This window comes from Nocardia sp. Tas62D01 (assembly GCF_055232035.1).
In genome coordinates, this window is sequence record NZ_JBUYUZ010000001.1 from 360,988 (window position 1) to 387,798 (window position 26,811).

Annotated in this window: 24 protein-coding genes; 6 read left to right on the forward strand and 18 right to left on the reverse strand. The window is 67.3% G+C overall.

The features are described 5' to 3' along the window. Nucleotides 1-15 precede the first annotated feature (15 nt). The 9 genes from ACV7NQ_RS01895 to ACV7NQ_RS01935 all read right to left on the reverse strand — a co-directional run bounded on the left by ACV7NQ_RS01895 (nucleotide 16) and on the right by ACV7NQ_RS01935 (nucleotide 10,623). Complete coding sequence (locus ACV7NQ_RS01895; protein ID WP_463358000.1) at nucleotides 16-444, reverse strand: roadblock/LC7 domain-containing protein; 429 nt, start codon at nucleotides 442-444, stop codon at nucleotides 16-18. After that, nucleotides 441-3,206 carry a sensor histidine kinase gene (locus ACV7NQ_RS01900; RefSeq protein WP_463358001.1) on the reverse strand — a complete coding sequence of 922 codons (2,766 nt, stop codon included), beginning with the start codon at nucleotides 3,204-3,206 and terminating at the stop codon, nucleotides 441-443. The genes ACV7NQ_RS01895 and ACV7NQ_RS01900 overlap by 4 nt, the downstream gene beginning before the upstream one ends. Before the next feature lie 409 nt (nucleotides 3,207-3,615). Continuing rightward, nucleotides 3,616-4,644, reverse strand: a complete 1,029-nt coding sequence (locus ACV7NQ_RS01905; protein ID WP_463358002.1) for a hypothetical protein — start codon at nucleotides 4,642-4,644, stop codon at nucleotides 3,616-3,618. A gap of 44 nt (nucleotides 4,645-4,688) precedes the next feature. Next, complete coding sequence (locus tag ACV7NQ_RS01910; protein ID WP_463358003.1) at nucleotides 4,689-5,207, reverse strand: hypothetical protein; 519 nt, start codon at nucleotides 5,205-5,207, stop codon at nucleotides 4,689-4,691. 9 nt (nucleotides 5,208-5,216) lie between these two features. Then, nucleotides 5,217-5,399, reverse strand: coding sequence for a hypothetical protein (locus ACV7NQ_RS01915; RefSeq protein WP_463358004.1), 183 nt, complete (start codon nucleotides 5,397-5,399; stop codon nucleotides 5,217-5,219). Continuing rightward, nucleotides 5,396-6,163 carry an alpha/beta hydrolase gene (locus tag ACV7NQ_RS01920; protein ID WP_463358005.1) on the reverse strand — a complete coding sequence of 256 codons (768 nt, stop codon included), beginning with the start codon at nucleotides 6,161-6,163 and terminating at the stop codon, nucleotides 5,396-5,398. Before ACV7NQ_RS01920 ends, ACV7NQ_RS01915 begins: the two co-directional genes overlap by 4 nt. Nucleotides 6,164-6,280: 117 nt before the next feature. After that, nucleotides 6,281-8,815, reverse strand: coding sequence for a phenylalanine--tRNA ligase subunit beta (gene pheT, locus ACV7NQ_RS01925; RefSeq protein WP_463358006.1), 2,535 nt, complete (start codon nucleotides 8,813-8,815; stop codon nucleotides 6,281-6,283). Between the two features lie 49 nt (nucleotides 8,816-8,864). Then, nucleotides 8,865-9,926 (reverse strand): phenylalanine--tRNA ligase subunit alpha, encoded by a 1,062-nt coding sequence (gene pheS, locus ACV7NQ_RS01930; protein ID WP_463358007.1) that lies wholly within the window; start codon nucleotides 9,924-9,926, stop codon nucleotides 8,865-8,867. 232 nt (nucleotides 9,927-10,158) lie between these two features. Then, nucleotides 10,159-10,623 (reverse strand): hypothetical protein, encoded by a 465-nt coding sequence (locus tag ACV7NQ_RS01935; RefSeq protein WP_463358008.1) that lies wholly within the window; start codon nucleotides 10,621-10,623, stop codon nucleotides 10,159-10,161. Between the two features lie 284 nt (nucleotides 10,624-10,907). On the opposite strand from ACV7NQ_RS01935, the gene ACV7NQ_RS01940 reads away from it, so the two are divergent. Then, entirely contained in the window at nucleotides 10,908-11,426 is a 519-nt protein-coding gene (locus ACV7NQ_RS01940) for a GNAT family N-acetyltransferase (protein WP_463358009.1), read from the forward strand. A gap of 337 nt (nucleotides 11,427-11,763) precedes the next feature. Here ACV7NQ_RS01940 and ACV7NQ_RS01945 read toward each other — a convergent pair whose 3' ends face one another. The 5 genes from ACV7NQ_RS01945 to ACV7NQ_RS01965 all read right to left on the reverse strand — a co-directional run bounded on the left by ACV7NQ_RS01945 (nucleotide 11,764) and on the right by ACV7NQ_RS01965 (nucleotide 18,992). After that, a complete protein-coding gene (locus tag ACV7NQ_RS01945; protein WP_463358010.1) occupies nucleotides 11,764-13,380 on the reverse strand; it encodes a dipeptide ABC transporter ATP-binding protein in 1,617 nt (538 codons plus the stop codon). 10 nt (nucleotides 13,381-13,390) lie between these two features. Further along, nucleotides 13,391-14,293 (reverse strand): ABC transporter permease, encoded by a 903-nt coding sequence (locus ACV7NQ_RS01950; protein ID WP_463358011.1) that lies wholly within the window; start codon nucleotides 14,291-14,293, stop codon nucleotides 13,391-13,393. Next, entirely contained in the window at nucleotides 14,290-15,246 is a 957-nt protein-coding gene (locus ACV7NQ_RS01955) for an ABC transporter permease (protein ID WP_463358012.1), read from the reverse strand. The genes ACV7NQ_RS01950 and ACV7NQ_RS01955 overlap by 4 nt, the downstream gene beginning before the upstream one ends. A gap of 3 nt (nucleotides 15,247-15,249) precedes the next feature. Next, nucleotides 15,250-16,854, reverse strand: a complete 1,605-nt coding sequence (locus ACV7NQ_RS01960; RefSeq protein ID WP_463358013.1) for an ABC transporter substrate-binding protein — start codon at nucleotides 16,852-16,854, stop codon at nucleotides 15,250-15,252. 254 nt (nucleotides 16,855-17,108) lie between these two features. Further along, entirely contained in the window at nucleotides 17,109-18,992 is a 1,884-nt protein-coding gene (locus ACV7NQ_RS01965; RefSeq protein ID WP_463358014.1) for a gamma-glutamyltransferase family protein, read from the reverse strand. Between the two features lie 221 nt (nucleotides 18,993-19,213). Between ACV7NQ_RS01965 and ACV7NQ_RS01970 the strand changes: the two genes are divergently transcribed. Continuing rightward, on the forward strand, nucleotides 19,214-20,101 hold the full coding sequence (locus tag ACV7NQ_RS01970) for a LysR family transcriptional regulator (protein ID WP_463358015.1): 888 nt from the start codon (nucleotides 19,214-19,216) through the stop codon (nucleotides 20,099-20,101). Nucleotides 20,102-20,510: 409 nt separating this feature from the next. Here the strand turns inward: ACV7NQ_RS01970 and ACV7NQ_RS01975 are convergent, their stop codons facing one another. From ACV7NQ_RS01975 to infC, 4 genes are all read right to left on the reverse strand, one after another. Further along, nucleotides 20,511-21,311, reverse strand: coding sequence for a TrmH family RNA methyltransferase (locus ACV7NQ_RS01975; RefSeq protein ID WP_463358016.1), 801 nt, complete (start codon nucleotides 21,309-21,311; stop codon nucleotides 20,511-20,513). Nucleotides 21,312-21,346: 35 nt separating this feature from the next. Then, a complete protein-coding gene (gene rplT / locus ACV7NQ_RS01980) occupies nucleotides 21,347-21,727 on the reverse strand; it encodes a 50S ribosomal protein L20 (protein ID WP_014983432.1) in 381 nt (126 codons plus the stop codon). A 116-nt stretch (nucleotides 21,728-21,843) separates the two neighbouring features. Continuing rightward, on the reverse strand, nucleotides 21,844-22,038 hold the full coding sequence (gene rpmI / locus ACV7NQ_RS01985; protein ID WP_412013595.1) for a 50S ribosomal protein L35: 195 nt from the start codon (nucleotides 22,036-22,038) through the stop codon (nucleotides 21,844-21,846). Between the two features lie 58 nt (nucleotides 22,039-22,096). Further along, nucleotides 22,097-22,804, reverse strand: a complete 708-nt coding sequence (infC, locus tag ACV7NQ_RS01990) for a translation initiation factor IF-3 (RefSeq protein ID WP_463365496.1) — start codon at nucleotides 22,802-22,804, stop codon at nucleotides 22,097-22,099. Between the two features lie 388 nt (nucleotides 22,805-23,192). On the opposite strand from infC, the gene ACV7NQ_RS01995 reads away from it, so the two are divergent. The 4 genes from ACV7NQ_RS01995 (at nucleotide 23,193) to ACV7NQ_RS02010 (ending at nucleotide 26,667) form a co-directional block, all read left to right on the forward strand. Continuing rightward, complete coding sequence (locus ACV7NQ_RS01995) at nucleotides 23,193-23,534, forward strand: recombinase RecA (RefSeq protein ID WP_463358017.1); 342 nt, start codon at nucleotides 23,193-23,195, stop codon at nucleotides 23,532-23,534. A gap of 99 nt (nucleotides 23,535-23,633) precedes the next feature. Further along, on the forward strand, nucleotides 23,634-24,254 hold the full coding sequence (locus ACV7NQ_RS02000) for a TetR/AcrR family transcriptional regulator (RefSeq protein WP_463358018.1): 621 nt from the start codon (nucleotides 23,634-23,636) through the stop codon (nucleotides 24,252-24,254). 69 nt (nucleotides 24,255-24,323) lie between these two features. After that, nucleotides 24,324-25,871: an FAD-dependent monooxygenase gene (locus ACV7NQ_RS02005; RefSeq protein WP_463358019.1), complete on the forward strand. Its 1,548-nt coding sequence runs from the start codon at nucleotides 24,324-24,326 to the stop codon at nucleotides 25,869-25,871. Between the two features lie 88 nt (nucleotides 25,872-25,959). Continuing rightward, entirely contained in the window at nucleotides 25,960-26,667 is a 708-nt protein-coding gene (locus ACV7NQ_RS02010) for an alpha/beta fold hydrolase (protein ID WP_463358020.1), read from the forward strand. Nucleotides 26,668-26,811 lie beyond the last annotated feature (144 nt).

Below are 26,811 nucleotides of genomic sequence, written 5' to 3' on the forward strand. Positions count from 1 at the left end.
GCCGGTCTGGATCTCTCATCTGCGCAACGACTCTCGCAATTCCGAGATCAGGGTCGGGTCGAGCAGCGCGCCGGCTCGCTCGGCAAGCACCGCCATCTCGTAACCGACCAGGCCGATATCGCAACCGCCGTCGGCGATCACGCCGAGGCAGCTGCCGTCACCGAGCGCCGAAACCAGCAGGAAGCCGCGCTTCATCTCGATCATGATCAGCTTCAGGCCGTCGAAAGAGTAGCTGCGCGAGGCACTTCGGGCCAGACTCGACAGGCCCGACACCATCGCGGCGAGCCGATCGGCACCCGCGCGGTCCAGGCCGTCGGACATCGCGATGAGCAATCCGTCCGAGGATACGGCGACGGTGTCGCGGACGCCGTCGGTGTCGCGCACAAAGTTGGCCAGCATCCAGTTGAAGGTATGCGGGTCGGCGCTTTGTATATGGGTGGTCACCGAATCTCCTCTGCGGTGGTCATGGCTGAAGCTGAGGGGTGCGCCAGATCCGTAGCGCGCGTGTCGGTCTCGGAAGATCCGGCAACGTAGGGGCGCGGCGGCGCGGCTGCCGCGGACTCGGGAGCGCCACGCTGATGTCCAGCACGGAACGACGACAGCATATTGCGCACCTCGGCGGGGGTGCGTTCGGCGGCCGGGGCATTCGTCGGCCTGGACGGCGCGGCCGGTGCACCACTCGCCGCGTCGGTGCCGCGAGTTCGCTTGGTGCGCTTGACGAGTCCATTGCGGGTGCGCTGGACGTCCGCCGCGGCGGCGGACGATTCGGCGGGTTGCGCGGGCGCGCTGCTAGTTTCGGGAATACGCCACATCGACTGCTCCGACGCGTGCAGGAGATTCGGGGATGTGACAGGACCGGAACCGTTGGCGGCGGGCACACCGGGCGAAGAACCGTGCACCGCGGGAATATCGGGTGTGGTCAGAAAGTGAGTGAACGGAGCGGGCGCCGGTGTCGGCGCCCCCACCCGGGCATGCGCCGGTCCACTCGATCCCGCGTCGCGGGGCGCCTCGGACGCCGAACGACCGGTCGTGGTGTGCGCGGGACCGGATCGGCCCGTGGCGTCCGCGGCATGGGCGCCGGTGGAATTGATCCCTTCGTACGTTGAGGCGGCGTGCGTGGGCACCCGCCCCGTCACTCCGGTCATCGCGGGCACGGCGGCGCCATTTCTGGGTGCGCTGGGTGACGGTGTAGCGGATTCCGCTGCGCCACTTGCCGGTGCGGCGGCAATCGCCGGTACGGCCGACGCGGCAGCGGATTCGAGCGCGGGTCGCGCCGCGGGCTCGCCGACCGTCCGTGCCGCGGGTGCCGCCGGATGCCGATCCTTCTCGCCCGCAAGGATATTCGCGGGCAGCAGCAATCTCGCCACGATCCCGCTCACAGGCGAAACATTGAGCTCGACATCGATGCCGAGCCGCTGCGCCAACCGGCCGACGACGTAGTGGCCCAGGTAGCGCGTCGGCGCGACGATGAAGTCCTGCTCGCCGCGCAGCCGGGCGTTGGCCTCGGCCAGCTGATCCACCACCATGCCGATGCCGTGGTCGACCACCGCGAGCAGATACCCGTTGGGCAGCTTGCGTCCGTAGATCTCCACCTCGAGATCCGGTGGCGAGAAGGCCAGGCCGTTCTCGATCAGCTCCGCGAGCATGTGCGCGAGTTCGCTGACCACCGCACCGGTGATGGAGATGTCATCCACCCTGCGCAGCACCACCCGGCGATAGTCGTCGACCTCCGAGAGGCCCGCCCGGATCACGTCGGTGAGCGCGATCGGCTCGGCCCAGCGCCGCGGGCTGGCCTCACCGACCAGTACCAGCAGGCTTTCGGCATTGCGGCGCATGCGGGTGGCGAGATGGTCGAGCTCGAACAGGTTCGACAGCGCTTTGGGATCGAGTTCCTCCCTTTCGAATTCGCTGATCAGCCCCAGCTGGCGGCGGACCAGGTTCTGGTTGCGCCGGGCCAGGTTGGCCATCGATTCGGTGGTGTTGCGGCGCACCAGCGCCTGCTCGGAGGCCAGGTCGAAGGCGGTGGTCTGCACCCGGTCCAGTGCCCCTGCCACCGCGGCGATCTCGACGCTCGCGCCGCGCGGGGTCCGCACCGGCGGCGGCGGATCCGGCTGGGTGTCGTCGGAGCGATGCCAGGCCGCGATGACATCGGGGAGGCGGCGGGTGGAGACGTCGTCGGCTTCGGCGGCCAGCGCGCCGAGCGGCCGCACGATGGCACGCACGCTGGTGATCACCAGCATCACCTCGGCGAGGATGGCCAACAGCGCGGCGATCAGGAAGCCGCCCAGGGTCAACGCGGCGACCTTGCGCAGTTCGGCCGCACGCTGCTGGACCGTGTCGCCGACCGCCTGCTGCACCTTGCGCTGCTCATCGATGACGCTGGTCATCTGCGCCCACCAGGTGCTCGGATCCACTGATTGCACCAGCGGCCCCCGGTTGGATGCGATCGCGATATTCTCCGATTCGGTTGCCTTGATGGCATTTTCTCTACGCAGCGCATCGTCGAGCAGCGCTTGCTGCGCGGCAGTGGCATCGCGCGCGAAGGCGGCGAGCCCCGCCACCTTGGCGGCGCGGATGTCGAGGAATTGCACGTATTCACCGGGGCCGAATTCGTCGGCGGCGAACACACCGTTGAGGAATCCGCGCTCCTTGGCCGTCTGTTCCTTGGCGTCGCCCAGCGCGTACAGCGCCTGCAAGCCGTGGCGGACCTGCGGGTCGCTGGCCTGATCGAGCCCGAGCGAGAGCCGATTCAGTGCGCTGATGCCGTCGGTGTAGAACTGGAAGGCGGCCTGCCTGGTGGTCCGCCTGCTGTCGACCTGCGTGCGGGTCGCGGCGAGCGGGGCCAATTGGCCGACCGCGGAACGCACCTGCGCCGTGCCCGGCGGGTCGCCCGCCATCGCATCGTTGAGCTGACCCAGGGCCCAGTCGGTGTGGGTCCGCTGGTCGGCGACCGGCTGCGACAGTCGCGTGTCGCCGCCGAGCAGGCCGTTGCTCAGCCCGCGTTCGCGCTGCACCTCCTGCACCAGATCCTGCACCGCGAGCGCCAATGACACCTCCTGCACGATGTCGCCACTCTGCCGGTAGGCATCGATCTCCCTGGCGACCGTCACACCCAACAGCGCCAACACCAAAGTCAGCGATACGACAAGTATCCGGGCCAATTGACCCCGAATAGTGCGCGGCCGTACTATTCGACTGCTGGACACCTGCCGTTCATTTACGGCCGCCGTCAAAGCGACTTCCGGTGTGCCGCCGGATAATTCCGGCCGTCGACGTACACGCACCACCTGCTCCTCCGATTGCAAGCCGTGACAGCTCCACGGCGAGCGCACGGAAGGTCAGGAGCAAACTCCCACAGGGCCGTCTCGATGTCAACCGTAAGATCCGGATAAATCGGACATCGGCCACATTTGTATACACGCTGGTAATTAACCGTATCCGCGGTGTCGATTCGCTCACACGACGGCGCCGGCCGATGTGACGTGTCACCGATCGGCAGCGCGGCCGAACCGACGGGTGCACGGACGCCATATCTTGCCGGTTCAGAGCTGGCCGAAATAGTCTGTAACAACACAAACCGCGCCGAACATGCCGACGCGGTTCGGTAGTGCGAGGTCAGTTGGTGGCGCCGCCGAGGATGCCGAGCACGACATCGGAGGTGTAGAACGGCTCTAGGCGTTCGCGAATCAGCTTGCCGAGCACGCCGTTGCGCTTGGCCCCCTCGATGACCGCCGGGCCGTAGCGCAGGATCTCGGTCGCGATGTCGTCACCGGACAGGCCGAGTTCCGGCAGCATCGTCGCGAGGGTGTAGTCGCCGTACTTGGTGAAGAACACCTCGACGCATTCCTCGACGAGCAGCCCGAAGTATTCCTTCTCGCGCGTGGTGATCACAATCTCATAGCAGATCAGCACCAACTCGTTGAGGTCCTTCTGGCTGAGGTATTCGCGCAGACCGCTCACCGGCTCGTCGGCGTGCAGGTCCCAGAACTCCATGGCGGCGGAGTGCACCGGTGCGTCGCGCAGCATCTCGCGGATGGCGTTGTTGGTGCGCTTGAGCGCGAACATGGCACTCTTGCCCGCCAGGTCACCGACGAAGGTGCCGTCGGCGGCCTTCTTGGCTCGATTGGCCGCGGACTGACCGAGCGACATCAGCGAGGACACCCCGGGTATCTTCTCAGCGCGTTCCCGGTTGGCCGCCATGAAGTCGTTGATCAGCTTGTCGACGAACTTCGAGGCGACGGTCGCGACCAGCGGGCTCTCGGTGAGCCGATCCAGGATGCGTTCCTGCGCCTGGTGCATGCCGAAGATTTTCTCCAGCAACGCCTCGACCGGTTCCCGGTCGACAACCTGGCCGAGGGTGTAGTCGTGGTTGGCGGCGATGTTGTCGTAGATCGCGTCGGCGAAGACGCCGACCATGTCCGCGATCACCGGGCTGCCACCGATCAGATCGATGATCGTCGCGACCGTCTGCTTGGCCTGATCGACCTCCACCACGTCCCGGAAGACCAGGGCGTCGGCGACACCGATGACCGCCTCCACATCGCGGGCGATCACCTCCGCGAAGCGGTCGCCGCTCACCTCGGCCAGCAAGAATTCCACCTGGGCATCGAGTAGCCGTTCGGCGATCTCACGCGGCTCGCTCATCGAGTTCCACCCATCACATTCGTAGTCCGGTGCGTCCGGGCAGATTACGGCTCCTGCGTTTCGACGTCGTTGCCGTGCAACGATTTCCGTATCTGGTCCAGACGCTCGCGCGCGGCTTTCTCGCGCGCCTCCCATTGCTCGTCGGCGCTGCGGCCCGCCGGGGTCTGCCGGTCGAGTTCGCCCATTCCCTGCGCGGTACCGAAGCGCTGCTCGACCTTATCGTGAACTGACTCGAAAGTAGGGACTCCACCGGGCGAATATCCGCCCACCTCCGCGGGCAGAACGATACCTGTCGGCGCTACCGGTACCGCGGGTACCGCAGAACCGCCTCCCACCTGCTCGGATGCGCCGCGCCCCGCGGGGGACACATAGTCCGGCGTCGACTCAGTGGTAGGAGTCACAACCGCATCGCTCACCGAATCATCGGTTTCGGCCGCCGCGACGAGCGCCGCATGCACCGTGGCCAGTGCCGGACGGTCGGCCGTCGTGGCGCGCAGCACGGCCACCAGCTCGTCATCCGACAACGCCGCCAACCGGTCGACAATCTCGCTGGTATCGCTCATACCGCCAGGTTACGCAGCAGACGCCGCCTTGCGCCGCTGCACAATCACCTCGTCCGAATACCTCCGCACGATCGCGATCAGCGGCGAGTCCAGCTGGTTATCGATGCGTTCGGTGATCAGATGGGTCTGCTCCATCGGCGCCAGGATGTCGGCGGCCGCGCGGAAGGTGCTGCGGGCCAGCGTTCGGCTCACTGTCCGAGCACGCCGGTCGCCCAGTCGCGGATGAGGGCGGTCCAGTCCGAACGCGCCGAAACGATCAGGTCGTTGTGGCCCGCGCCGGGGAAGACCACCAGTTGCTTCGGCTCCGGTGCTGCGGCATACAGCTTTTCGGCGTGCCGCAGCGGCAGCAGTTCGTCCTGATCGCCGTGCATGATCAGGACCGGCGCGCGCAGGGTCCGGATCCGGCGCTCGCTCGGGTAGGCGTCGGGAACCAGCGGGCGGGGCAAGAAAGGATACACCGACCTGGCGGCATCGCGAATGCCGGTGAAGGTGGACATCAGGATCAGTCCGGCGGGCGGATGCGCCGTGGACAGTTCGAGCATCACGCCACCGCCGAGTGACTTGCCCAGATATAGTACGCGTTCGGTATCGACGTCCGGCTGCTCGAGCAGCACTCGCCGTGCCGCCCGGGCATCGAGGTAGGTGCCGTGCTCGGTGGGTCGTCCGGTACTGCGTCCGAAGCCGCGGTAATCGAATGCCAGTACGTCGAGGCCGATCTCGGTGAGCAGCGCGAAGATCGCCACCCGGTCCCCGATATTGCCCGCGTTGCCGTGCGCGAACAGCACGTGCCCGATCGACCGGCGCGCCGGCACCCACCAGCCGTGCAGCGTCTCGCCGTCCTCGGTCGCGATGGACAGATCGGTATACTCCATCCCGAGAATCGCCGGGGTCCGCGCGATCGGCCGCGCGGGCAGGTAGGTCAGCGCATGCAGGATCGGGAGTGCCGGATGTCGCATAACTTGCCTGTATACGCCATCGCCGCCGACAGCGTCACGGCCGACCTGGTCATCCGGCCGGATAACGCACGAGACCGTACGGCCGTCAGGGCCGCTCGATCTCGACGTTGATGCGTATCAGCCGCGCAGGACCGCGCCGACGGACTCCGCCGCGGTAGCGACCGCGGCGTCCCGAGCGGCACTCGCTTCGTCCTCGGTGAGCGTGCGGTCGGCGGCGCGGAAGCGCAGGGCGTAGGTGAGTGACTTGCGGCCCTCACCCGCCTGGGCGCCCTCGTAGACGTCGAAAAGCGCGATGTCTTCGAGCAGTTCGCCACCGCCGGAACGCAAAGCCGATTCCACCGATGCGGCCGCGACCGTCTTCTCGACGCTCACCGACACGTCCTGCAGCACCGCGGGGAACGGGGAAACCACTGGCACGGGCCGGGATTCGCGCAGCGGCAGTGCGTCGAGGTCGAGTTCGACGGCGCAGGTGCGCGGGGGCAGGCCGGAGCGTTCCAGCACGGCTGGGTGCAATTCGCCTGCGTAGCCGACGATTTCGCCGTCGACCAGAAGTTCGGCACAGCGGCCCGGATGCCACGGGAGGTGAGCGGCGGCGCGGCGTTCGATGGTCACGCCCGCCGCATCGGCGACGGCGTCGGCGAGTGCGAAGGCGTCGGCGGCCTCCACCTGGCGGCCGGGGCCCCAGGGACCACGCGGATCACGACGGCCGGTCAGCACGGCGGCGACGTGCACCGGTTGTGCGGGCAGCGAGTCGATGAGTTCCACGATCTGGTCGTCGGTCGGGCGGCGGTCGACCGGCAGCGGTTCGATCGGCCTGACGTTCGGGCCGGGCAGCACGACCTGGGCGATGCCGTAGACCGCGAGGTCGCGGGCGCCGCGAGAAATGTTGCGAGCGGCCACTTCCAACAGACCGGGCAGCAGCGTGGTCGCCAGTTCCGGACGTTCGGCGTCGAGCGGGTTCAGCACGCGGGTGGTGTTGCGGCGCGGGTCATCGGCGTCCAGGCCCCAAGCGTCGAAGACACCGTTGGGCAGGAACACCGGCGGCGGCACCTCGACGCAACCGGCGAAGGCCAGCGCGCGGCTGACCGCGCGGCCGCGGCGCTGCGCGGCGGTGAGGCCGCGCCCGGCCGGTGCGGTCGGGATGACGGACGGGATCTGCTCGAGCCCCTCCAGCCGCAGCACCTCCTCCACCAAGTCGGCGGGCTGGGCGAGGTCGGGCCGCCAGCTCGGCGGGGTGACGACCAGTTGCCCGTGTCCGGTGGCCTCGTTGACACCCACCTCGACGGTGCAGCCGATCTGCGCGAGGCGACGGGCCGAGGTGCCGGTCGGGTAGATCAGGCCGGCGACCCGGTCGGCCAGGTCGATGTCGATGCGGATCGGCTCCACTGGCGCCACCGGCACCCGGACATCGGTGAGCGCGGATTCGATGATGCCACCGGCAATGTCGGCCAGCAGGGTGACGGCCCGGTCCAGCGCGGCAACATTGATCTCGGGATCGACGACCCGCTCGTACCGCTTACCCGCCTCCGAAACCAGCTTGTGCCGCCGTGCGGTGCGGTAGACGCGCAGCGGGTTCCAGGTGGCGGCCTCGAGCACAATATCGGTCGACTCGGCGCCGACCTCGGTGGTCGCGCCGCCCATCACTCCGGCCAGCGAGACGACGCCGGAATCGTCGGCGATCACCACGTCCTCGGCATCGAGCACCCGCTCGGTTTCGTCGAGGGTGCGCAGCGTCTCGCCCGTATCGGCGTTGCGCACCACCAGGCCACCGTTCAGCTTGGCCGCGTCGAAGGCGTGCAGTGGCTGGCCGAGCTCGAGCATGACGTAATTGGTGACGTCGACCGCGGGCGAGATCGGGCGCACACCCGACAGCAGCAGCCTGCGCTGCAACCACCAAGGGCTCACGGCCTTCGGGTCGATGCCGGTGACGCGCCGGACCGCGAAACTGGTGCACTCGGACTCCGGCTCGATCCGGACGGGCCAGGCGTCGGCGTCCGCGTCGGGCAGCGTCCGCACCGCCGGGTCGGCGTAATCGAGGTCGAAACCGCACGCCAGCTCGCGGGCCAGGCCACGGGCCGAGAAGCAGTAGCCGCGATCCGGCGTGATGTTCAGCTCGATGACGGTGTCGTCGAGGCCGAGCAGCTCATTGGCGTCGGCGCCCGGCTCGGCGGTGCCCGGCTCGAGCACCAGGATGCCCGAATGGTCCTTGCCGATACCGAGTTCGGCGACCGAGCAGATCATGCCGTTCGAGGTGTGTCCGTAGGTCTTGCGCGAGGAGATGGCGAAACCGCCCGGCAGCACGCCGCCGGGCAGTACCACGACAACCAGGTCGCCGACGGCGAAGTTGGTTGCGCCACAGACGATTTCCTGCAGCTGCGCAGTGTCCGATCCCCCGTCGCTCCGCTCGCCCCGACCGACGTCGACCTTGCAGAAGCGGATCGGCTTCTTGAACTCGGTCAGCTCGGTGATCTCGGCGACGCGGCCGACGACCAGCGGCTTCTCGATGTCACCGGTCACCCGCTCGAGCTTGTCGACCTCTTCGACCTCGAGCCCGACACGGACGAACCCGGCGTCGAGTTCCTCCGGCGTCACCGACCACTCGGGGGTGGTCCGGCGGATGATGTCCGTCAGCCAGGACTGCGCTACTCGCACTTGACGTTTCGCTCTCTCGATCGAAGGGAGTATGTGGAATCGCCCCGGCTCAGGACCGGATACCGAAGGGCAACGTGAAGCGCACGTCGCCCTCGACGATGTCCCGCATGTCCGGGATGCCGTTGCGGAACTGGAGGGTACGTTCCAGCCCCATGCCGAACGCGAACCCGCTGTACACCTCGGGATCGATCCCGCTGACGATCAGCACCTTCGGGTTCACCATGCCGCAGCCGCCCCACTCGACCCAGCCCGCGCCGCCCTTCTTATCCGGGAACCACACGTCGACCTCGGCGGAGGGTTCGGTGAAGGGGAAATAGTTGGGGCGCATGCGCGTCCGTGTCTCCGGCCCGAACAGAGCGCGTGCGAACGCGTCCAGGGTGCCGCGCAGGTGCGCCATGGTCAGGCCCTTGTCCACGGCCAGCCCCTCCACCTGAGAGAACACCGGGGTGTGGGTGGCGTCGAGTTCGTCGGTGCGGAAGGTGCGGCCGGGACACACCACATAGATGGGCACGTCGCGCTCCAGCATCGAGCGCACCTGCACCGGGGAGGTGTGCGTGCGCAGCACCTGCCGCGAGCCCTCGGGCGCGATGTGGAAGGTGTCCTGCATGGTGCGGGCCGGGTGATCCGGCAGGAAGTTCAGCGCGTCGAAGTTGAAGTGCTCGGTCTCGACCTCGGGACCCTCGGCAACCTCCCAACCCATCGCGACGAACACGTCGGCGATCTGCTCGGAGATCACCGTGATCGGGTGCCTGGCACCGACCGGCTGCCTGCGTGCCGGCAACGACACGTCGATCGCCTCGGCGACCAGCACCGCGGCATCACGCTCGGCCAGCAGCACCGCGCGGCGCGCCTCGAATGCCTCCGACACCCTGGCCCGCGCGATATTGACCCGCTTGCCCGCGTCGGCCTTCTCGGACTTGGGTAGGCCGCCCAGGGCGCGCTGAGCCAAGGCCAGCGGCGCCTTGCCGCCGAGGTGCTCGGTTTTCCCGACCGCGAGCGCATCCAGATCGGCGGCAGCCGCAAACGCCTTCTCGGCCGCGGCCGCGGCGGCGGCCAGTGCCTCCTCGGTCAATGCCGGGCTCTGCTCGACTGCGTCGTTGTCGTCGGCCACGATCGTTCGACTCTCCCCTGGGGATCGGTTCGCTGGTTCGGCTCATTGCCTACCCACATTGCTGCTGGTGGAATCGTATTCGATCGGACATATCCGATTCACTCGGATTACCGCTCCAGCGTTTGCGACGGGTGTGCTACGCCCGAATCGGGCACTTCTCCCAGTTTGCCCGACGTACGGCAGTGCGCCCTCCCCCGGGCTCGGGAAGGGCGCGACGCGTTTCGACTGCTGGTCAGTCCACGACAACGATTCGTCTGGGCAGCAACCACGACACCAGTGCGCCGACCGCCACGATGGCGGCGCCGACCCACACCGCGGGTACCAGGCCGTCGACGAAGCTCGAGGTGATCGCCGCCATCCAGGCCAGCGCGACGGCCAGCGCCGCTTGCCCAGCGGCGAGCAGCGTGCGGGCGCCGACCCGGTCGACGATCAGACCCGCGAGCACGCAACCACCATCGGCGCCATCGTCCACGGCATGGTGCGGATGCCCGATTGCAGCGGGCCGTAGCCCTGCAAACTGCGCCAGCAGGAAGATCGAGCCGAAGACGCCGACCGAGAAGGTGAACATGGTGCTCACCCGGAAGGCGCGGGACCGCAGCAGCGAGGCGAAGGCGAGTGTGTAGGCGTTGACGAACCATTGCAGGTCACTCAGCGAGGCGCCGAGCTCGGTGCGAACCGATCCCGCTCTGACCAACATGTCGCGTCGGAAGTCGAATATGGACTGTGTCCAGCGCTCGTTTCTAATTCGCTAGCCCGCCTGCTATCGGGCGCGCTAGCATCGCTTGTTCGTATTCGACCTGGTGCACAGCCTGAGGAGGTGGGGCGGGATGACCGCGCCGAAGACCGCCGTCATACACAACGCCCCGGGTCCTGTCTGATCTCTCTTCGTCCGGCGTTCGTGCCGCGAGCCATCCGGCTCGCCTGACGGTGGTGCTGTGTCCGCGACCGGGCTCAAACCATCACGAATACGGAGAATCCGAGTTGAATTCCCCCATCGATTGGCGCACGCGCGCCGAAACCGATGCCGATATCCTCTCCATCCACGCGATCAACCAAGCGGCCTTCGACAGGGCCGAGGAAGCCGATCTAGTCGACGCACTGCGCGACGATCCTGCCTGGATCGACGGACTGTCTATCGTCAGCACACTGTCGGACGGCACATTGGTCGGCTACGCGCTGCTGACCCGCTGCCACGTCGACATCACGCCGGCACTGTGTCTCGGCCCCTGCGCGGTGCTGCCCGAATACCAGAAGACCGGTGCCGGTACCGCCGCGATCCGGGCCGGGCTCGCGGCTGCGGCGCGGATGGGCGAGCCTTTCGTCATTGTGCTCGGCCATCCCATGTACTACCCGCGCTTCGGCTTCGGGAGGGCATCCGAGCACGGCATAGGCCTCAGCATCGAGGTGCCGGATGAGGCGTTGATGGCGCTGACACTCGACTCTGCTCAACCGCTACCGCGCGGCACCGTTCGCTACGCCGCGCCATTCGGTATCGACTAGCGAGAACCGCTAGCTCAGCGGCTGACAGCACCGATGGTGTGGCGACTCGAGGCTCGCCCCACCATCGGGAATCGGGCACCGGCGGCGTACTCAGCGAACCAGCCACCCGCGCTGACACCGCCGCGACAGGCGCCTGCCCATGCAGCGCCGGACAAGCCAGCAGGGCACCCCCGTCGACGCGGTCGATGTCGAGACGGTTGCCGGCCACGCCACCTATCTGCGCGAGCTCTTACCTGTCGGGCTCGGTGTCTGCAATGCGTTGTCCTTTGCGGGAGCCGCCGGTGCCCACGCTGACGCGCAGGGCACCGACCCCCGACCGCTTAACCGGGAAGAGAAGTCAGTTGAACACCCCCGCACCGGGGACCGCCTCGAGAAGCTGTTGCGTGTAGGGATCCGCCGGCGAGTTGAGCACTTGGTCGACCGGACCCTGCTCGACCACCCTGCCGCCGCGCATGACCACGACGTCATGGGCGATCGAACTGACGACGGAGAGATCGTGCGAGATGAACAGATAACTGAGCCCGAGTTCGTGTTGAAGGTTGTCGAGCAGCTTCAGAATCTGGTCCTGCACCAGTACGTCCAGCGCGGAGACTGCCTCGTCGCAGACGACCAGCCGGGGACCGAGCGCGAGCGCGCGGGCGATCGCCACCCGCTGGCGCTGGCCACCGGACAGCTCGTTCGGGTACCGCTGAGTTACGGCGGCCGGCAGCGCGACCTGTTCCAGCAGTTCCAGCACCCTGGCCCCGCGCTCGGCGCGGTTTCCGACGCCGAAGATCCGCAGCGGCTCGGTGATCAGCCGCTCGACCGTGAACGTCGGATCGAGCGACGCGTACGGATCCTGGAAAACCGGCTGCATGGCCCGGCGTACCGCGCGCAGCCGCCCACCACGGAGTCCGGCCATTTCCGAGCCGTCGAGCCGGATGGCGCCGGTGGTCGCCGGCACGAGCCCGAGCACCATCCTGGCCGTGGTGGTCTTGCCCGAGCCCGATTCGCCGACGATCGCCGTCGTACGTCCGCGTCCCACGGTGAAGGACACCTCATCGACGGCACGCAGCACGCCACCCCGCCCGGGGATGCGGTACTCCTTCGATACCCGGTCGACCTCCAGCACCGTCTCTTCGCTGTGCTCGCCGGGCACGACCGCTCGCCGGCGTGGAGTCGAGAGAGAGGGCGCGGCAGCCACCAGTCTCCTGGTGTACTCGTGTTCCGGATCCATGAGGATCTGCCGCGCGGGGCCCGCTTCCACCACCTTGCCCTTGGACATCACCACCACCTGGTCGGCGCGGTCGACCGCAAGGCCCAGATCGTGCGTGACCAGCAGCAGCGCGGTGCCCAGCTCGTCGGTCAGTTTCTCCAGGTGGTCGAGGATCTGCCGTTGCACGGTCACATCGAGCGCGGAGGTCGGCTCGTCCGCGATCAGCAGATCCGGCCGGCAGGCCAGGCCGATCGCGATCAGAACGCGCTGACGCATGCCGCCGGACAACTCATGCGGGTACTGCCGCGCCCGGCGGGCCGGCTCCGGGAGCCCGGCCTCCGCCAGCATCTCAACCGCGCGTGCAGGTGCTTCACGCCGACTGGCCATGCCGTGCACCACTAGGGTTTCCGCGACCTGCCGCCCCACCCGCGCGACCGGGTTGAGATTGGACATCGGGTCCTGCGGAACGAGCCCGATCTCGCGCCCGCGCAAACGCCGCAACCGCTTCTCGTCGGCATGCGTGATGTCCTCGCCCCGCAAGCGGATCCGGCCACCGGTGATCCGGCCCGAACCAGGCAGCAGACCCATCACGGCGTGTGCCGTGGTCGACTTACCGGAGCCGGACTCGCCGACCACGGCGACCCGCTGTCCCGGCATCAGCCGAAAACCGGCACCCTGCACGGCGGGGACCGCGCCGCCCGCGAAGGACACCTCGAGATCGCTCACTTCCAGCAGCGGCCCGGCATCGGATTTCGTCATCACTCAGCCCTCACTTTCCGGTCTTCGGATCAAGCGCGTCCCGCAGGGCGTCGCCGAACAGGTTGAACCCGAGGCAGATCAAAGCGATCGCGATGCCGGGGAAGACGGCCGGCCACGGAGTGCGGAACAGGTACTGCTGGGCGTCGGAGAGCATAATGCCCAGGCTCGGGGCCGGGGGTTGGATGCCGAGCCCCAGGAACGACAGGATGGCTTCGCCGAGCACGGCTGCCGGCATGATCACCGTGGCCTGCACGATGATCGCGGACAAGGCGTTGGGCAGGATGTGCTGCCCGAGGATCCGCCATGCTCCCGCATCCATGGCGTGCGCGGCGGTCACGAAATCGGTGTCCTTCAACCGCAGGGTCTCGGCGCGGACCACACGGATCATGGTGGGAACGTTGGCTATGCCCAACGCGATCGCCGCGTTGCCGAGTCCGGCGCCGTTGATCGCCGCGAGGCCGACCGCGAGGATGAGAAAGGGGAACGCAAGCATGAGATCGGCGAGCCTGGACACCAGAGCGTCCAACCGGCGCCAGTAGCCCGCGAGCAGTCCGAGCGGCACGCCGACGACGAGCGCGAGCAGCACCGACAGCACGCCGACCTCGAGCGAAGCGCGCGTGCCGTACAACACCCGTGACAGCACATCCCTGCCGAGGTCATCGGTGCCCAGCGCGAAACCGACGGTGTTCGGCTGCTGGAACGGTGTCGAGAAGTGCACCGCGGCCGGCGGGTAGGGCGCGAGCCAGGGCGCGAACACCCCGGCAACGATGACGATCAGCAGCAACGCGCCGCCGACCAGGCCCATAGGGTTGCCCAACAGCTTGCGCAACACCCTGCCTCGCACCCGCCCGAGATCCGCGGTGCCAAGCGCCGCCGTTTCGGTCGCTGTGCTCATTTCGGTGGCTGTGCTCATTGCGCCCTCCCAGACACTCGAATGCGTGGGTCGATGACCGTGTAAAGGAGATCGACCAGCAGATTGATCACGATGTAGGACGCGGTGACGACCAGGACGACGGCCTGGATGACCGGATAGTCCCGGCTGAGCAGCGAGTCGAGGGTGAGCTTGCCGATGCCGGGCAGCGTGAAGATACGCTCCGTGACCACCGCACCGGCGATCAGGCCACCGAGTTGCAGGCCGATGACCGTGGTCACCACGATCAGGCTGTTGCGCAAGCCGTACCGGAAGATCACGGCGCCGCGGCCCAGCCCCTTCGCTCGCGCGGTGCGCACGAAATCGGCGGTGAGGGTGCCGACCATCGCCGCCCGGGTCTGCCGCTGGACGACCGCGGCATGGGTCATCCCGAGGATCACTGCTGGCAGGATCAGGTAGTAAATCCCGCGCAGCGGATCTTGGAAGGGGGAGACGTAACCCGATGCCGGAAACAAGCCCAGTTGCACGGCGAGGTAGAGGATCGCGAGGATGCCGAGCCAGAAGGTCGGCACGGACAGCGTGAGCAGGGAGAAGCCGTTCGCCACCCACTCGGGCCACCGGCCCCGGAAGACCGCCGCGAGCACGCCCCCCGACATCCCGGCCAGTACGGCGATGACCATCGCGAATACCGCGAGCTGGATGGTCACCGGCAGCGTCGTGCCAATCATCTGGTCAACCGGCATACCGGTCCGGACCGAATTGCCGAAGTCGCCGGTCAGCGCGTGGCCGGCGAACCGGAAGTATTGCACCAGAAGTGGATCATTCAGGCCGAGGTGGGCCCGCACCGCCGCGATCGTCGCTTCGTCGGCTCCATCCCCAGCCATCGCCACCGCCGGGTCACCCGGCAGCGCGCGCACACCGACGAACACGACGATCGACGCGAGTACGAGTGTGACAACGGACTGCCACAGGCGGTTGAACAGGTAGCGCAGCAAGGTTCAGCTCTCCTGTTGTGAGACGAACGCGGCCTTGGCGAGCCGGACAATCCCATCGGAGTACACCTCGACGCCGGCGACCCGGGTGGAGTGGACGGTGATGTTGCGCATCCGGTAGAGGTACACGATGGGGTTCTCCTTCTGAATCAACTGCGCCGCCTGCCCGTACAGCTCGGCCCGCTGTGCGGTGTCGGTGATCGCCGCGGCCCGGACCAACAGGTCGTCCAGTTGCGCCGAGGAAAATCCGCCGTAGTTGGAGCTCGCGGCCGTGGCAAGGAAACTCGAGGTGTTCGCGTCCGGGTCGATGCGCCCGGACCAGCCGATTTGCATCAGCTCAAAGCCACCGCGCTTCCGCACATCGAGCGAAGTGGCGTATTCGACCGGGAGGATGCGCAGATCGAAGCCGCCCTCGGCGACGCTGGCCTGTAGCGCCTGCGCATACCGGAGTTCATCCTGGGCGTTGGCCACCGTGAGGTCCACCTTGAGCGGCACCTGGACGCCCGCTTCCTTGAGCAACTGAAGTGAGCGCTTCGGGTTGAACTCCGGGCAGGCATTGCTGGCCGCCGAGGCATACGGGGTATTGGGGGCGATGGGGGAGCACGCCGGTTCGAACCAGTTGTTGAACACGGTGTTGACCAAGGTCTCGCGGTCGACGCTGTAGCCGAAGGCCTCCCGGACTCTGGAGTCCGCGACCGGCGTGTCGACGGTCTTCGGGGGCTTCCCGGCGCCGTCCACATTGCCGGTGTTGAATGTGATTCCGCGATATCCGAGAAAACCGGACTGAAGCACCTTCAGATTCGGATCCTTGGCCAGCGCGTCGACGTCCTGCGGGGACATGGTGTCGGCCACCTGGACATCGCCGGAGCGCAGGTTCGCGGCCCTGATGTTCGCGTCCGTCATGATCCGGTAGGTGATCGTGTCGAGGTGGACTTGGGCGGCGTCGTAGTACAGCGGGTCGCGCTCGACCGTGATGGAGGTCTGCGGGACACGGTTGACGAACTTGAACGGACCGACGCACACCGGTGAGTTGCCGAAATCGTCGCCCTTCGTGGCCAGCGCGGCCGGCGACATGACCATCCCGGCCCGGTCGGCGAGTGCGGCGGTGATCGGCGCGAACGGGCGCTTGTAGTGGAGCACGAGATGGGTCGCGTCGGTCGCCTCCATGCTCACGATCGGGCCCATTTCGGTCCTGCGCTGCGAAGTCTTCATCGTGAAATGTCGCTGAAGGCTGGTGCGCACGGCCTCCGCGTTGAACGGAGTGCCATCGGCGAACACGACGCCGGTGCGGACCGGAATCGTCACGGTCAGCCCGTCGCGCGAGGTCGTGGGTAGCTCGGTCGCCAGTTGCGGGATGATCCGACCGCTCGCGTCGAGGTCGTACAGCTTCTCGCAGATCGCGCTCATCACGTTGCGCGTCAACGACGAGCTGGAACTGGTCGGGTCGAGTTGGTCCGGTTCGCCGGAGAGGCCCACAACGAGATCACCGCCCGCACGGACCTGCTGGTTTCCGACGGGGGCGCCGTAGACGTCGGTGTGATCGCCGGCGACGCCGACGTGCTGAATGGGGGCGCAAGAAGTGAGCACTGCCGCGGCCAGGCCGATCACCACAGGCCAAATCGGGGCACCGCGCACAAACTTGGAACACCGGAGGAACATGAAAACTCCCGAAATCATTTTAGGTGAAGCTTAAGGTAGTTCCTGTGTGCCCGTGGTCGATTGCGGAGAGATTAAATACTGTTACGAATTGCCCTTATGAAAGGGTGTGGAGAATAGAGAAATAGAGAATGGCGAATAGCGGCCCGAGTCCGGGCCGCTATTCGCCATTCTCTATTTCTCTATTTCTCTATTCCCCCCACCCGTCACTATCGCCCAACGGCGTAACCCTGCATGCCGCGCGGGTTCGCGCCCGCCGATAGGATGCCGGTTTCAGGGTCGCGGGCGACCGCGCAGAGTCGGCCTTCCGACCAAGGTTCGCCGACCGTGACCTCGTGCCCGCGGCGTCGGAGTTCGGCAATGGCGAAATCGCCGATTCGCGATTCCACCGTGACGCTTCCCGGCTTCATGACGCGCGGATAGAAAGAACTCGGAAAACTTTCGTTGTGCCAGTTGGGCGCGTCGATCGCGCCTTGCAGGTCGAGCCCGCCGCGTACTTTCTCCCGCAATGCGACGGCGAGGAAGAAATGTACGCTCCACTGGTCCTGCTGATCACCACCTGGAGTTCCGAACGCGATGACCGGCTCACCTTCGCGGAGTGCCATGGACGGTGTGAGCGTGGTACGCGGGCGCCGCCCGGGGGCCAGGGAATTGGGCAGCCCGGGCTCGAGCCAGGCGATCTGCAACCGGGTGCCCAGCGGGAAGCCGAGGCCGGGCACAGTGGGGTTGGATTGCAGCCAGCCGCCGCTCGGGGTGGCCGCGATCATGTTGCCCCACCGGTCGACCACGTCCACGTGACAGGTGTCCCCCCGGGTGGAACCGTTCTTCGTCACCGTCAGTTCACCGGCGCCCGCGGCCGGCGGCAGGTCCACCGGTGCCCCGCCGATCGGAGACTCTCCGGCCGGGTGCCCCCAGTGAACCTTCGCTACCGTCGGTTCACCGGCGCCCGGCGGCAGGTCCACCGCGCCGTAGTCGGTGGCGTGCCGGGCATGCCTGCTCAGCCGGGGGGCGCGGCCGCCGGGGCTGCCCGGCCGCAGTTCACATGAAGCCCGCTCTCCGATGAGGGCACGCCGGGCATCGTTGTACTCAGCGGAGAGCAGCGTCTCCAGCGCCACATCCGCGCTGTCGCCGTACCATGCCTCACGGTCGGCCATCGCAAGTTTCGTGCCCTCGATGAGGGTGTGTACGTAGTCCGGCGTGCCGTAGTCCAGCTCCGTGCCGTGCAGCAGCGCGAGCTGCTGGAGGAACACCGGGCCCTGGCTCCACAGGCCCGGCTTGGCCACCGTCCAGCCGTTCCAGTCGTAAGTGGCGGGCTCCTCGTAGGTCGCGGAGAACGCGGCGAGGTCCGCGCCGGTGAGGGTACCGGCATGCCGCTCGCCGGATGTGTCCATGGTGGGGCGTGCCGCGAACTCGGCGAGAGCCTCGGCGATGAAGCCCTCGCGCCACACCCGGCGGGCCGCGTCGATCTGGGTCTCACGGCCGGAGCCCGCCGCTTCGGCTTCCGCGATGACCCGCCGCCAGGTGCCGGCCAGCGCCGGATTCCGCAGCAGGGCGCCGGCGGCGGGTGATTTGCCGTCGCGGAGATAAAGCTCGGCCGACGTTGTCCACTCGGTTTCGAAGAGCTCCCGCACCGTGTCGACGGCCGCCCCGATCCGCTCGACGGCGGGGTGCCCTTGCTCGGCGTAACCGATGGCGTACTTCAGCACATCGGAAAGCCGCTTGGTTCCGTGATCGCGCAGCAGCATCATCCAGGCATCGAACGCGCCGGGCACGGCGGCTGCCAGCGGACCGGTGCCGGGGACAAGGTCCAGGCCGAGCGAGGTGTAGTGCTCGATGGTCGCTCCGGCGGGCGCCGGGCCCTGTCCGCAAAGGACCTGGGGGCGATGGCCGGCCGGGGCCAGGATCATTGGTACTTCGCCCCCGGGTCCGTTCAGGTGCGGTTCGACGACGTGCAGCACGAAAGCGGCGGCGACCGCCGCGTCGAAGGCGTTGCCGTCATCCTCCAGTACTGCCATGGCCGTCGAGGAGGCGAGCCAATGGGTGGAGGACACCATGCCGTGCAGGCCTTGCAGGGTCGGTCGGGTGGTGAACAACTTGGTCCTTTCCGTTCATGTTTTTCAGCACTGTCCAAGAACGCGACATAGCTTCCCGGGCGCGCGTTCCTCGACTCACCTCACGCAGGTCCCGCCAGTGCTTACGCTCTTTCAGAAAGTAAACACCCGCTGCTCGCTTTGCGTCCAAGACATCTATGACACCATTCAGATAGTCAATCGCTATCCATTGCTTTCGCTATCGATCAGTTCGTGAGGACTCCATGGAACGCCACCAGCTCGAGTACTTCGTGGCTGTCGTGGAGCAGGGCGGGTTCACCCACGCTGCACGGTCGCTGCGCGTCGCCCAGCCCTCGCTGTCGCGTGCGATCCAGAAGCTCGAACGCGACCTCGGGGTCACGCTCTTCCACCGGGTCGGCCGCAACGTCGTGCTCAGCAGCGCCGGGGAGATGCTGGCCGACAAGGCGAGGCTCGTGCTCCGCGATCTCGACGCCCTGCGTGCCGCGGCGCGGTCGATCGGCCATGGAACGGTGGGCAGGGTGGATGTCGCGGCGACGTCATCCTCGGCGCTGGAGCCCGTGACGAGCATTGTCGCCGAACTCCGCGTGCGTCATCCGGGCGTCACGGTCAGTACCTCGTCCGGCCTGTCGGCGGCCGAAGTGGTCGCCATGGTGCTCCAGGGCCGCTGCGAGGTCGGGGTCACAGGCAGTGCCGAGCGCCCCACCGGCCAGGGGCTGGTCGCACATCACCTGCGGGACGAAGAGTTCCTGCTCGTAGCGCCACCGAACGCGATGGCGGCCACCGGGCCCACGGTGACTCCCGAGGCGCTGCGCGGCATGCGGTTCGTAATGACCAAGCCGGCGACGGCGGTCCGCGCCCTGTTCGACCGGCTCGCCGCCACCGTCGGGGATATGACCATCGCGGCGGAGGTCGGTGACCGGAGCGTGGTCCTGCCCATGGTGCTCAAGGGAATCGGGGCCGGCCTGATGCCGGACGGCTGGGCTGATCTCGCCCTGCGGGCCGGTGCGGAGGTCTACCGGTTCTCGCCTGCGGAGACACTTCCGCAGTGGCTCATATACCGGGGTGGCCCCGTCACCGCCGCGACTCAGGCCTTCATCGACACCACGTTGGCCACCTGCGGCGGCCAGTGACCGTTGAGCCTCCGAGGGGTTAATAGTCAACTGCATGCACATCGCTGAGCGAAGGTTGCCCCGCCGCGGCGAGCACCCCGGCCCGGACACGCCCGTTCCTGAGCCGGTGTGAGTTAGCGTCGGCCGAGCGACACTAGCCTTCGGCAGTCAGAGTCATGTCTGTTCCAGGCGTCGAGCTCCAGGGTGCGCCTACATCGGTGGTTTCCCAGGGGCAAGAAGTCCGCGAGAATCCAAGCGAGGCGTACTGCGCGATCCTATCCCCCATGCGCCCCACCGTGCGGGTGAGCATCGCCCTGGCCGGCCAGGGGCCGATGGTTCGGGTTCCTCACCGACCAAATGATCCGCCACGGCGTCCGCAAAAGCGTTTGCGGCACTGCACCTGCCGACCATCATGACCAGATATCGGCGATCAGTGCCGCGCGAACCGGACCCGGGAGTTCGCGTATAGGCAGATGGCGGCGGCGGTGGCCAGGTTCAGGCTTTCGGCGCGGCCGCGGATGGGGATGCGGATGCGGTGGTCGGCGCGGGCGGCGACGGCGGGGGGTAGGCCGTGTGCTTCGTTGCCGAAGAGCCAGGCGACGGAGGCGGTGAAGAGGTGGTCGGCGTCGTCCAAGTCGATCTCGCCGTCGGCGGCGGTCGCGAGGATCGTAATGCCCGCTGCCGCAATGGAATCCAGTGTTTCGGTGACGTCGCGGTGGCGGGCGATGCGGACGTGGAAGAGGCTGCCCGCGCTGGCGCGCACGCATTTTCCGTTGTGTGGGTCGACGGTGTCCCCCGCCAGCACGATTCCGTCGGCGCCGACGGAATCGGCGACTCGGATCAGGGTGCCCGCGTTGCCCGGTTCGGCGATTTCGACCGGGACGGCCAGCATGCGCGGATGCGCGTCGAGGACCTCGGTGAGCGGCACATCGATCAGCTCGCACACCGCGACCAACCCTGGGGCCGTGACGGTTTCGCCGAGCTGCTTGGCGGCGCGATCACTCACCAGCGTGGTGCGCACCCCGGATGCCGCGGCGCCCGCGACGAGTTCGTGCTCACGGGCCGCGGCGTCAGCCGAATAGAACAGCTCCCGCACCCGTCCGGTATCCAGCGCCGCCGCAACCGAATTGGCGCCCTCGGCGAGGAACTGCCCGGTCTTGCGGCGATGTGCGGAACGATGCAGCTTGACAGCGGAAACGACCCGCGGATTGCGCTCGGAAAGCGCATCCACGGGTCGTTCCGAAAGATCAGTCACGTAACGCCGGCTCAGGCAGCCGGAGCGTTGACGTCCTGCGGGAGGGCGGCCTTGGCGACCGCGACCAGACCGGCGAACGCCTCGGCGTCGGAGACGGCAAGCTCCGCGAGGATCTTGCGGTCAACCTCGACACCGGCGGCCTTCAGACCCTGGATGAAGCGGTTGTAGGTGATGTCGTTGAGGCGCGCCGCGGCGTTGATGCGGGCGATCCACAGCTTGCGGAAGTCACCCTTGCGCGCCCGGCGGTCCCGGTAGGCGTAGGTGAGCGAGTGCAGCTGCTGTTCCTTGGCCTTGCGGTACAGGCGCGAGCGCTGTCCGCGGTAGCCCTTGGATGCCTCGAGGATGGAACGACGCTTCTTCTGAGCGTTGACGGCCCTTTTGACGCGTGCCATGGGTCAGTCCTTTGTCGATCTAGGGGGCGCATGCGGGCGCCCTGGGTTCGGTCGGTGGTCGGCGTCCGGAATCCGGATCGCGGGTGCTGCTTGGATCTGGAGAGACCGTGCCGGTCTCAGAGACCGAGCAGCCGCTTGACGCGAGGGACGTCAACGGACGCGACGGACTCCGTGCCATCCAGACGACGAGTCCGGCGGGAGGACTTGTGCTCGAGCAGGTGGCGACGGTTGGCCTGCTGGCGCAGCAGCTTGCCCCGACCGGTCACCTTGAACCGCTTCGACGCGCCGCTGTGGCTCTTCATCTTCGGCATGGATTCCTCTATCTGTCTCGTGCCGGCGGTCCTTGCGGACCGCCGGTGCTGTTCGTTATTACTGCGAGCCGGCCGACTCCGCCGAGGCCGCGGCGGGCGCGGGGGCAGCGGGGGCGGCCTGCGGGTCGGCGGCGGGGGCAGCGGGGCGCGGTGCGGCAGCCTGCTGCGACCGCGACGCCGATTCCTCCTGCGCCTTGACACGCGTCTTCGCACCCTTGTGAGGCGCGAGGACCATGGTCATATTGCGACCGTCCTGCTTGGCGGACGTCTCGACGAAACCCAGCTCCGCGACGTCGGAGGCCAGCCGCTGCAGCAACCGGAACCCGAGTTCGGGCCTGGACTGCTCGCGACCGCGGAACATGATCGTCACCTTGACCTTCGAACCCACCTCGAGGAAGCGAACGACGTTGCGCTTCTTGGTCTCGTAGTCGTGGTCGTCGATCTTCGGGCGGAGCTTCTGCTCCTTGATGACGGTCTGCACCTGGTTCTTCCGAGACTCACGCGCCTTCTGCGCCGTCTCGTACTTGAACTTGCCGTAGTCCATGATCTTGCAGACCGGTGGACGTGCGTCCGGAGCCACCTCGACCAGATCAAGATCGGCCTCGAGGGCGACGCGTAGTGCATCTTCAACACGCACGATCCCAACCTGTTCACCGCCGGGTCCGATGAGTCGAACCTCGGGAACACGGATGCGATCGTTGATGCGGGTCTCAGTGCTGATGGGGCCTCCTAGGTCAAGCGATGTCGTCTGACAACCGCGTGCAATAAGTGCAACCCCTTGTTCAACACAAAGGCCCCAGTGCGGTATTTCTCCGCCACGGGGCCCGAGTCGACCGGCCGCCGACATCAGGCGCCAACGGCGCTCGCGTCGACCCCGTGCTTCGAGGTTCCTCCGCGACGAATCGCTCGCCGCGCAAGTACCCTGCACAAGAAACCCGCCCCGGAAGGGCGGGGGACCGGACCGTTTGACCTGTACGATTGCTCGTCGGCAACGGTGGGAGTCGGGCTCCACTTATCAGCCCCAGGCAAGCCCGGGGCGGTCGTCAGCGAAAAGTCTAACATTCTCACTCGCTATCGCCGAATCGGCGGGTCGAACCCACCTCGGCCTTCGGCCAGCTCCGAGCCTCGCGGGCGGCCTCGCTAGCCTGATGACTATGACTGAGCAGCCCGACACCACGGTCCGCGAACTGGCCGACATCCCGGCGGTGGAGGTGATCAGCCGCGCCGCAATGATGCTGATGAGTGCGGCTGCGGAGAAGCTCGGGCTCGGCGACGAGGACCCGGACTCCAGCCCGCACCGCGATCTGGACGAGGCCCGCCGCCTGATCACCGCCCTCGCGGGGCTGATCACCTCGTCGGTCGAATACTTCGGACCGCACGCGGGCCCTTACCGCGACGGCCTGCAGTCCCTGCAGCGCGCCTTCCGCGAGTCCTCGGCGCACCCCGACGAGCCGGGCAAGGGTCCGGGCGAGAAGTACACCGGCCCGGTCTTCTGACCCGCGCCCACTCGAGCGCGAGCGCTCTGGTCACCGCTCTAGAATTTTGCCCGGCAGGAAATATTGCCCGCCGGGCACTTTTGTCGGTACGCTGATGCCGTGCCGGATGAACAGTCGTTGGGTCTTCGAGAACGCAAGAAGCTCGATACCCGCAGGGCGTTGAGCGACGCCGCGCTCGAATTGACCTTCGAGCGCGGCCTGGAAAACATCACAAGGGAAGACATCGCAGCACGCGCGGGCGTATCGGTGCGGACCTTCAACAACTACTTCACCGGCAAGTTCGAGGCGCTGGCCTACCGGCAGGTCGAACGAGTGCGACGCAGCGTAACCGTGCTGCGGAACCGACCCGAGCACGAGCCGCTCTGGACGGCGATCACCACGGCGGTACTCGAGCCGTTGCAGTCGGACGGGGCCGAGGACGCGATACCGAGCACGGCGCAACTGCTGGAAATCCGCAAACTACTCGACGCGCCCGAGATGCGAACCGCGTTGTCCAAGGACACATTCGACGACTTGGTCGAGGTGATCGCGGAACGCACCGGCACCGACCCCGTCCGCGACATTTATCCACGCTTGGTCGCGGGCGCGATCGGCGTCGTCCATCAAGCCGCCATGGAGACATACATCCGCGCGGATCCACCGATGCGCATCACCACACTGCTGCGGCGCGCTCTCGACGAGATAGCAGCAGGACTCCCCGACCCGTCGGCCGCAGGCTGAACGACTCGGCTCAGCACAAGCCTGACATGTAAGTAGAACAACCCAAAAACAACAAGAGGTGTATTTGTCATGCCCGAAATATCTGTCGACGTAGTCATTTCCGGCGCTGGGCCGAACGGGCTCATGCTCGCGTGCGAACTCGCACTGGCGGGAGTGCGCCCGATCGTGCTGGATGAGCTGCCCGGGCCGAGTGCCGAACCAAAGGCGAACGGCCTTGTCGGACAGGTGATTCGGCTGTTGGACATGCGTGGGTTGTACCACGAATTCGGCGGAGCGCCAGGCGCGCCCGCGCAGCTCCCGCATTACATGTTCAGCGGAATGCCGGTATCTTTCGCCGCGCTGCAAGACAATCCGATGAGCATGCTCTTCCTCCCGCAACCGAAACTGGTACGCCTGCTGGAGAAACACGTGCTCGGACTCGGCGTCGACCTTCGATGGGGACACCGACTGACGGAGCTGAACCAGTACGACAATGGCGTCACCGTCACAGTGGCCGGTCCCGAGGGCAACTACGACATCGCGAGCACGTATCTGATCGGCGCCGACGGCGGCAAGAGCTTTGTCCGCAAGCGCACCGGAATCGACTTTCCCGGAAGCACACTCGCGGTGACGCTGACTCGGATGGCTCATGTGAGTCTGCCCGACGAACTACGCACCGCCGACGGCGGAATCGAAGTTCCGGGCTTCGGCCGTCTGCCATTCGGGCACAACCGGCTCGAACGCGGTGGGTTCGTCTTCGCCGAACTCGAACCCGGCACGCCGATCGTCGCGACCATCGAGTTCGGCGGTGATCCGGTGCCGGAAGACCTTCCGATGACGCTCGGGGAACTGCGTGAGAGCGTCCATCGCGTGCTCGGCGTCGACCTGCCGATCGAACCGCCGCACGGCCCCGGACCGCACGCGCTGCGCCGGATCGACGGCCAGAACACCCGGCAGGCCGAGCGCTACCGCGACGGAAATGTCTTCCTCGTCGGCGATTCCGCACATGTGCACTCCGGAATGGGTGGGCCCGGCCTCAATCTGGGACTGCAGGACGCGGCCAACCTCGGCTGGAAGCTCGCCGGGCACATCAACGGCTGGGCGCCGCCCGGACTGCTCGACAGCTATCAGTCCGAGCGCTACCCGGTCGGTGAACGCGTCATGATGCAGTCGCTCACCCAAACCGCGTTGATGGCACCGGGCCCCGAGGTGACCGCGGTGCGCAAGCTCTTCGGCGAACTGCTCGAATCGCCTGCCAACGCCGCACACATTGCCCACCTCCTCGCCGGATCCGACGTTCGCTACGACACCGGCGACAGCCACGCGCTCGCCGGGCGGATGGTCCCCGAACTCACCTTCGACTTCGCAGACGGACCGCAGCGCGTCGCCGAATTGCTGCACAAGGCACGACCGGTGCTGCTGGTGTTGGCCGGTGGCACAGAATTCGCCGATATCGCGCGGGGCTGGCGCGATCGCGTCGACACCGTCACCGCGACGAGTGCCGATGCGCCCGCCGACACACTGCTGATCCGCCCGGATGGGTACGTCGCCTGGGCCGCAAGCGATACCGAGGAGTCCAACGCGGATCGGCTCGAAAACGCGCTGTCACGTTGGTTCGGTCCCGCACTGGACTCCTAGCGGCACCGGCAGCCTCGATGGCGCACAGCCACTATCGGCTGCGCGCCATCGGAGCCTTCCGCAGGCTTCGACATGCGATGCTCAGGGCATGGCACGGATAATTCTTGTTCCCGGATTCTGGCTCGGCGCGTGGGCGTGGGAAGAGGTCGCCGGCCACCTGGGCGGTTGGGGAGACGAGGTGCTGTCGCTGACCCTGCCCGGCCTCGATCCGGCCGACGACGACCGGCTCGAAGCCGCCCTCGAAAGGCAGGCGCACGCGATCCTCGACGCCGTCACGCCCAGGGAATCCGCGGTGCTGGTCTCCCACTCGGGTGGGGCCGCGCCCGCCTATCGCGCGACCGACATTGCGGCGGACCGGTTCAGCCAGGCCATCTACGTCGACAGCGCACCGCTGCCCAACGGTTTCGTCCTCAATTCCGCGCTGGACGCGGCGGTCCGCGAACTGCCGCTACCGGACTGGCCCCAGATGGAGGCCGACGGCAACAGCCTGACCGGATTGGACGAGGCGATGCTGAGCCGCTTCCGTGACCGCGCGGTCTCCGAACCCGCGGGCATCGCCGCCGCCCCGCTGCGGCTGAGCGATTCCGAGGCGCGCCTGGCCGTACCGACCACGGTGATCTGCAACAGCATCAGCGCCGACCTGGTGAAACAACTCCGCGACGCGGGCGAGGAACCGCTGTTCGCCGAACTGTCCCGCATCGACGCCGAGTACATCGACCTTCCCACCGGTCACTGGCCGATGTGGTCGAAGCACCGCGAACTCGCCGAGCTGATCCACAAGGTCGCCAACCGCTGATCGCGGCTTTCGCCGGATCGCCGACGCCTGCCGCAGACATCCACCGATCTACTCTACTGCGGCCGAACACCGGAGAACTGACCGCAAACGGCTCTCTCCCGAGACGTGCGAGGCGAGAGCGGCGCCGCATTGTGTGCGGCGCCG

What these genes read in the sequence shown, in the direction of transcription:
- ACV7NQ_RS01905 (WP_463358002.1), bottom strand. Translation starts at nt 4,644, where the DNA reads ATGAGCGAGCCGCGTGAGATCGCCGAACGGCTACTCGATGCCCAGGTG.
- ACV7NQ_RS01910 (WP_463358003.1), bottom strand. Translation starts at nt 5,207, where the DNA reads ATGAGCGATACCAGCGAGATTGTCGACCGGTTGGCGGCGTTGTCGGAT.
- ACV7NQ_RS01920 (WP_463358005.1), bottom strand. Translation starts at nt 6,163, where the DNA reads ATGCGACATCCGGCACTCCCGATCCTGCATGCGCTGACCTACCTGCCC.
- ACV7NQ_RS01935 (WP_463358008.1), bottom strand. Translation starts at nt 10,623, where the DNA reads ATGTTGGTCAGAGCGGGATCGGTTCGCACCGAGCTCGGCGCCTCGCTG.
- ACV7NQ_RS01945 (WP_463358010.1), bottom strand. Translation starts at nt 13,380, where the DNA reads ATGACGAAATCCGATGCCGGGCCGCTGCTGGAAGTGAGCGATCTCGAG.
- ACV7NQ_RS01950 (WP_463358011.1), bottom strand. Translation starts at nt 14,293, where the DNA reads ATGAGCACAGCCACCGAAATGAGCACAGCGACCGAAACGGCGGCGCTT.
- ACV7NQ_RS01970 (WP_463358015.1), top strand. Translation starts at nt 19,214, where the DNA reads ATGGAACGCCACCAGCTCGAGTACTTCGTGGCTGTCGTGGAGCAGGGC.
- rplT (WP_014983432.1), bottom strand. Translation starts at nt 21,727, where the DNA reads ATGGCACGCGTCAAAAGGGCCGTCAACGCTCAGAAGAAGCGTCGTTCC.
- rpmI (WP_412013595.1), bottom strand. Translation starts at nt 22,038, where the DNA reads ATGCCGAAGATGAAGAGCCACAGCGGCGCGTCGAAGCGGTTCAAGGTG.
- ACV7NQ_RS01995 (WP_463358017.1), top strand. Translation starts at nt 23,193, where the DNA reads ATGACTGAGCAGCCCGACACCACGGTCCGCGAACTGGCCGACATCCCG.
- ACV7NQ_RS02005 (WP_463358019.1), top strand. Translation starts at nt 24,324, where the DNA reads ATGCCCGAAATATCTGTCGACGTAGTCATTTCCGGCGCTGGGCCGAAC.
- ACV7NQ_RS02010 (WP_463358020.1), top strand. Translation starts at nt 25,960, where the DNA reads ATGGCACGGATAATTCTTGTTCCCGGATTCTGGCTCGGCGCGTGGGCG.